This is a genomic window from Micromonospora sp. NPDC051296, from assembly GCF_040682255.1.
Classification (GTDB): domain Bacteria; phylum Actinomycetota; class Actinomycetes; order Mycobacteriales; family Micromonosporaceae; genus Micromonospora; species Micromonospora craterilacus.
In genome coordinates this window covers 1-5117 of sequence record NZ_JBFBAO010000441.1, presented here as the reverse complement: position 1 = coordinate 5117, position 5117 = coordinate 1, and the positions used below count along the sequence as shown (strand labels likewise).

The 5117-nt window shown below is 73.6% G+C and carries 4 protein-coding genes and 1 pseudogene; 2 read left to right on the top strand and 3 right to left on the bottom strand.

Annotated elements, in window-relative coordinates:
• From AB0M52_RS30255 to pcaF, 3 genes are all read right to left on the bottom strand, one after another.
• Window positions 1-1503 (bottom strand): diguanylate cyclase (locus AB0M52_RS30255; protein WP_363960799.1); only part of this gene is annotated, 1503 nt, incomplete at its 3' end.
• Between the two features lie 4 nt (window positions 1504-1507).
• Complete coding sequence (locus AB0M52_RS30250; RefSeq protein WP_363960797.1) at window positions 1508-2326, bottom strand: SAM-dependent methyltransferase; 819 nt, start codon at window positions 2324-2326, stop codon at window positions 1508-1510.
• Window positions 2327-2445: 119 nt separating this feature from the next.
• Complete coding sequence (gene pcaF, locus AB0M52_RS30245) at window positions 2446-3648, bottom strand: 3-oxoadipyl-CoA thiolase (protein ID WP_363960795.1); 1203 nt, start codon at window positions 3646-3648, stop codon at window positions 2446-2448.
• A gap of 103 nt (window positions 3649-3751) precedes the next feature.
• Between pcaF and AB0M52_RS30240 the strand changes: the two genes are divergently transcribed.
• The gene (locus AB0M52_RS30240; RefSeq protein WP_363960793.1) at window positions 3752-4717 is read left to right on the top strand and encodes a glutathione S-transferase C-terminal domain-containing protein; all 966 of its coding nucleotides are present in this window, start codon (window positions 3752-3754) and stop codon (window positions 4715-4717) included.
• A 106-nt stretch (window positions 4718-4823) separates the two neighbouring features.
• Window positions 4824-5117, top strand: a pseudogene (locus AB0M52_RS30235) (DUF998 domain-containing protein); the annotation flags it as partial.

Sequence of the window (5117 nt, the reverse complement as noted above, 5' to 3'; positions counted from 1 at the left end):
CTCCGGGTGCCGCCACCGGACCAACGCCTCGACGGCCAGCATCCGGCCGTCGAGCAGGGACACGATCGGCTGGTAATGCAGCACGAACTCACCCCGGTCCAGCGCCACCGGCAGCCCGGCGACCAGGGCCGACCGGGCGATGTCGCGGGCACTGCGCTCCGGGTCGTAGACCGCCCACCGGCCCCGGCCCTCCGCCTTGGCCCAGTACAGGGTGGTGTCGGCGGCCTTCATCAGCGCCGAGACGCTGGTGCCGGTCAGGTCCGAGTCGACGATGCCGACGCTGGCCGAAACCACGAGCTGCTGGTCGCCGACGCGCACCGGCGCGGAGACGGCGGCCAGCGCCAGCTCGGCCACGGCGATCACGTCGTCCAACCCGGCACCGCCGTCGACCAGGATGACGAACTCGTCGCCGCCCATCCGGGCGACCAGGAAGCCCTGCTCGGCCACGCAGTCGGCCAGCCGCCGGGCGATCGTCACCAGCAGCCGGTCGCCGAGATCGTGGCCGAGACCGTCGTTGATCGCCTTGAACCCGTCGAGGTCGAGGAAGCAGACGCCGACCCGGCCCGGCGGGGCCGTCGAATCCACCAGCCGACCCAGCGTCTCGAAGAACAGGGTGCGGTTGGGCAGGCCGGTGAGCGGGTCGTGCAGCGCCTGGAACCGCAGCCGCTGCTGGAGTTCGTACCGCTCGGTGATGTCCTCGACCACCGCGACGGTGAACCGGGGACGGCCGTCGCCGTACCGGATCAGCGAGACCGCCAGGTCCGTCCAGACCGCGGTGCCGTCCTTGCGGTAGTAGCGCTTCTCGACCCGGGCGGTGTCGTGCTTGCCCTCGACCAGTTCCTGGTACAGCTCCCACATCCCGGCCGCGTCGTCCGCATGGAACAGCGCGGCGACGTTGGTCCGGCGCAGTTCCTCGATCTGGTAGCCGAGCATGTCGGCGAACGACTGGTTGACGTCGATGATCGTTCCGTCGACCCCGGCGAGGCCGATGCCGATCGCCGCTCCCCGGAAGACCGCCCGGAATCTGGCCTCGCTGTCGCGCAGCGCCTGCTCGACGGTGTCCCGGGCCTGCCAGGCCGAGCGGGCGATCCGCTCCTGCTGGGTGAAGGTGCGGTCGCGCAGCGCCCGGGCGAAGCCGGCCGCCAGGGCACCCTGCATCGCCGCGATCCGCTCGCCGAGCCCGGGCGGGTCGGCCCGCCCGCCGCGCACCTGCGCCGGGAACCGGTCGGCGAGGGAACGCACCGACCACTCGATCACCCCGGGCTCGGTCAGGTGCGCCTCGACCAGCGCCCGCCCGACCTCCTCCGTGGCCGGCGTCACCGGCTCGGCGGAGAGCAGGACGTGCGCCAGCCGGACGGTGTGCACCAGCAGCAGCCGCTCGGTCTCGGCCGCGCTCAGCGGCACGAAACCGAGCCGGCGGACGGCCTGGGCCCACTCGGCCGCGTACCGCTGGGCACCGGTCGGGTCGACGGCGTCCCCGCCGGAGGCGCCGACGTCGGCCATCGGGTCAGCCGACGGGCTGGTCGTTCCGGGCGACGCCGCCGAAGGCGCCGAACCGCTCCGGGTTCTCCGCCACCTCGGAAGGCGACTCGGGACGCCACAGCTCCATGTGCACCACACCGGGCTCCAGGATCGTCCAGTCGCCGAAGAAGCCGGTGATCTCGGCCCGCGAGCGGAGGGAGATCTCGGTGGCGGTACGCGCCGACAGCCGCTGCGCGTCCAGCATCTCCTGTGGCTGGTCCTCGAAGGTGGAGTGCGAGACGACCAGGTGGCTGCCGGGCGCTGCGGCGGCCCGCAGGGTGGCCATGATGTCGGCGGGGCGGTCGGCGTCCGGTACGAAGTGGACCACCCCGGCCAGCAGGATGCCCAGCGGCCGGTCGAAGTCGAGCAGATCCAGCCGGCGGGCCTCGGCCAGGATCCGCTCCGGGTCGCGCAGGTCGGCGTGGATGACGCCGGTCAGGTCGTTGCCGGACAGCAGCTCCCGGCTGTGCGCCACCGCCACCGGGTCGATGTCGACGTAGACCACCCGGGCTTTCGGGTTGGCGGCCTGGGCGACCTCGTGCACGTTGCCGACGGTGGGGATGCCGGAGCCGATGTCCAGGAACTGGTCGATGCCGGCGTCGAGCAGCGCCCGTACGGCCCGGCGCAGGAACTCCCGCCCGGCCCGCATGGTCGCCGGGAGGTTCGGCGTCATGGCCGCGATCTGTTCGGCCAACTGCCGGTCGATCTCGAAGTTGTGGGCACCGCCCAGGAAGTAGTCGTACACCCGGGCCGCGCTGGGCCGGGAGAGGTCGATCTCGGCGGGAAGTCCGTCCGGCATCTGCACTGGTGCACCCCAAGTCGTCGCCGCGGATCGTGTGACGTCCACCACTCTATGCCCGTCCATCACGCGAACGGGAGATCCACGACGCTCTTTCCCTGGCCGCTCCGGTCGGCGGCAGCCGGTCAGGCCGCCTCCAACAGCAGGGAGATGCCCTGCCCGACGCCGATACACATCGTCGCCAGGGCCCGCCGCCCACCCCGGCGGCGCAGCTCCAACGCGGCGGTGAGCGCGAGCCGGGCGCCGCTGGCACCGAGCGGGTGGCCCAGCGCGATCGCGCCGCCGTTCGGGTTGACGTGCTCGGCGTCCTCGGGCAGCCCCAGTTCCCGCAGCACGGCGACGGACTGGGCGGCGAACGCCTCGTTCAGCTCGATCACGTCGACGTCGGCCAGGGCCAGCCCCTGCCGGTCGAGCAGCCGGCGGGTCGCCGGGACCGGGCCGATGCCCATGATCCGTGGCGGCACGCCGGCCGCCGCCGCACCGGTGACCCGGGCCAGCGGGGTGAGGCCGTACTCCGCGACCGCCGCCGCCGAGGCGACCAGCAGGGCCACCGCGCCGTCGTTGACGCCGGAGGAGTTCCCGGCGGTCACCGTGCCGCCGTCGCGGAACGGGGTGGGCAGCGCGGCCAGCTTCTCCAGCGAGGTCTGCCGGGGGTGCTCGTCGACCTCGACCAGCCGCGTCTCGCGCCGGCCGACCGGCACGGTCACCGGCACGATCTCCTCGGCGAGCCGGCCGTCGGCCTGGGCCTTGGCCGCGCGCAACTGCGAGCGGTACGCGAACTCGTCCTGGGCGAGCCGGTCGACGCCGTACTCGGCGGCGACGTTCTCGGCCGTCTCGGGCATCGAGTCGATGCCCCAGCCCCGCTCCATCAGCTTGTTGACCAGCCGCCAGCCGATGGTGGTGTCGTACATCTCGGCGGCCCGGGAGAACGCGGTGGTCGCCTTGGGCATGACGAACGGCGCCCGGCTCATGCTCTCCACCCCACCCGCGACGAGCAGGTCGGCCTCTCCGGCGACGATCGCGCGGGCCGCGATGGCCAGCGCGTCGAGGCCGGAGCCGCAGAGCCGGTTGACGGTGCTGCCGGGCACCTGCTCGGGCAGCCCGCCGAGCAGCGCCGCCATCCGGGCCACGTTGCGGTTGTCCTCGCCGGCCTGGTTGGCGCAGCCGAGCACCACGTCGTCGGTACGCGCCCAGTCCACCGACGGGTGGCGGGCGACCAGCTCGCGGATGACGTGCGCGGCCAGGTCGTCGGGGCGTACGCCGGCCAGGGCGCCGCCGTAGCGGCCGATCGGGGTGCGGACACCGGCCACCAGGTATGCCACGGTCATCGCGAGTCCTTCGGGGGTGGGAAGGGCGGGGGCGGGGCATCCCCGGGTCACGGGAACGTCCGGCGGCCAGGATATCGCCGGCCCGCTTGGATAGGTTGTCGGCATGGTGCGAGCCCAGTTCAGCGCGGAGACCAGCGACGGTGGCGCGTTCGTCCGCCAGCCCAACCGGTTCACCGGGCGGGTCACCCCGCACTCCACCTCGCCGCCCGGCGGCGGCCCGGACGAGCAGGACCGCTGGCCGCTGGAGCCGGGCCGCTACCGGCTGATCTGGTGCCGGGCCTGCCCGTGGGCGCACCGGGCGCTGATCGTGCGCAACCTGCTCGGGCTGCGCGACGCCATCTCGCTGGGCACCGTCGACCCGATCCGGGACGAACGTGGCTGGCGGTTCACCCTCGACCAGGACGGCTTCGACCCGGTGCTGGGCATCGGCTTCCTGTCCGAGGCGTACCTGGCCACCGACAGCGACTACTCCGGCCGGGTCACCGTGCCGGCGCTGGTGGACACCCACACCGGCCGGGTGGTCACCAACGACTACCCGCAGCTCACCCTGGACCTGTCCACCGAGTGGCGGCGCCTGCACGCCCCGGGCGCGCCGGATCTCTACCCGGTCGAGCTGCGCCCCGAGATGGACGCGCTGATGGCCGAGATCCACCGGGACGTCAACAACGGCGTCTACCGGTGCGGCTTCGCGACCTCACAACAGGCGTACGACGAGGCGTTCCGGGCGCTGTTCGCGCGGCTGGACGCGCTGTCGGAGCGGCTGTCCGGCCGGCGCTACCTGATGGGGGACGCGATCACCGAGGCGGACGTGCGGCTGTTCACCACGCTGGTCCGCTTCGACGTGGCGTACCACGGGCACTTCAAGTGCAACCGGCAGAAGCTCGCCGAGATGCCGGTGCTGTGGGCGTACGCCCGGGATCTGTTCCAGACCCCCGGCTTCGGCGAGACGGTCGACTTCGACCACATCAAGCGGCACTACTACGCCACCCATCGCGAGATCAACCCGACCGGGATCGTGCCGCTCGGCCCGGACCTGCATGGCTGGACGACGCCGCACGGGCGTGGCTGAGCCACCTGCCCCGGGTCGGCCGACGCCCGCACCCTTGCGACGCGGCGGTGCGGCTCCGCGCGGCGGTGCAGCTTCGCGGGTCGCGGCGGCGGGCGCGGCGGCGTGCGTGATCGCCGGGACGGCCGCGGTGACGGTCGCCGTGGTCGCCGGTCCCGGTCCGGGCCTGACCGGGTACGTCAGCGAGGCCGGTGTCGCCGACAGTGGGTACGCCTGGACGTACCGGATCGGGGTCTTCGCCCTGGCCGCGGCGCTGCTGCTGGTCGCCGCCGCGCTGCCGGCGGTGCTGCGGGTCGCGGCGGCGCTGCTCACCTTCGGCAGCCTCGCCACCCTCCTGTCCGGCGCGGTGACGTGCAGCGCCGGCTGCCCGCTGCCGCCGTTCGAGCGGGCCACCGTGGCGGAC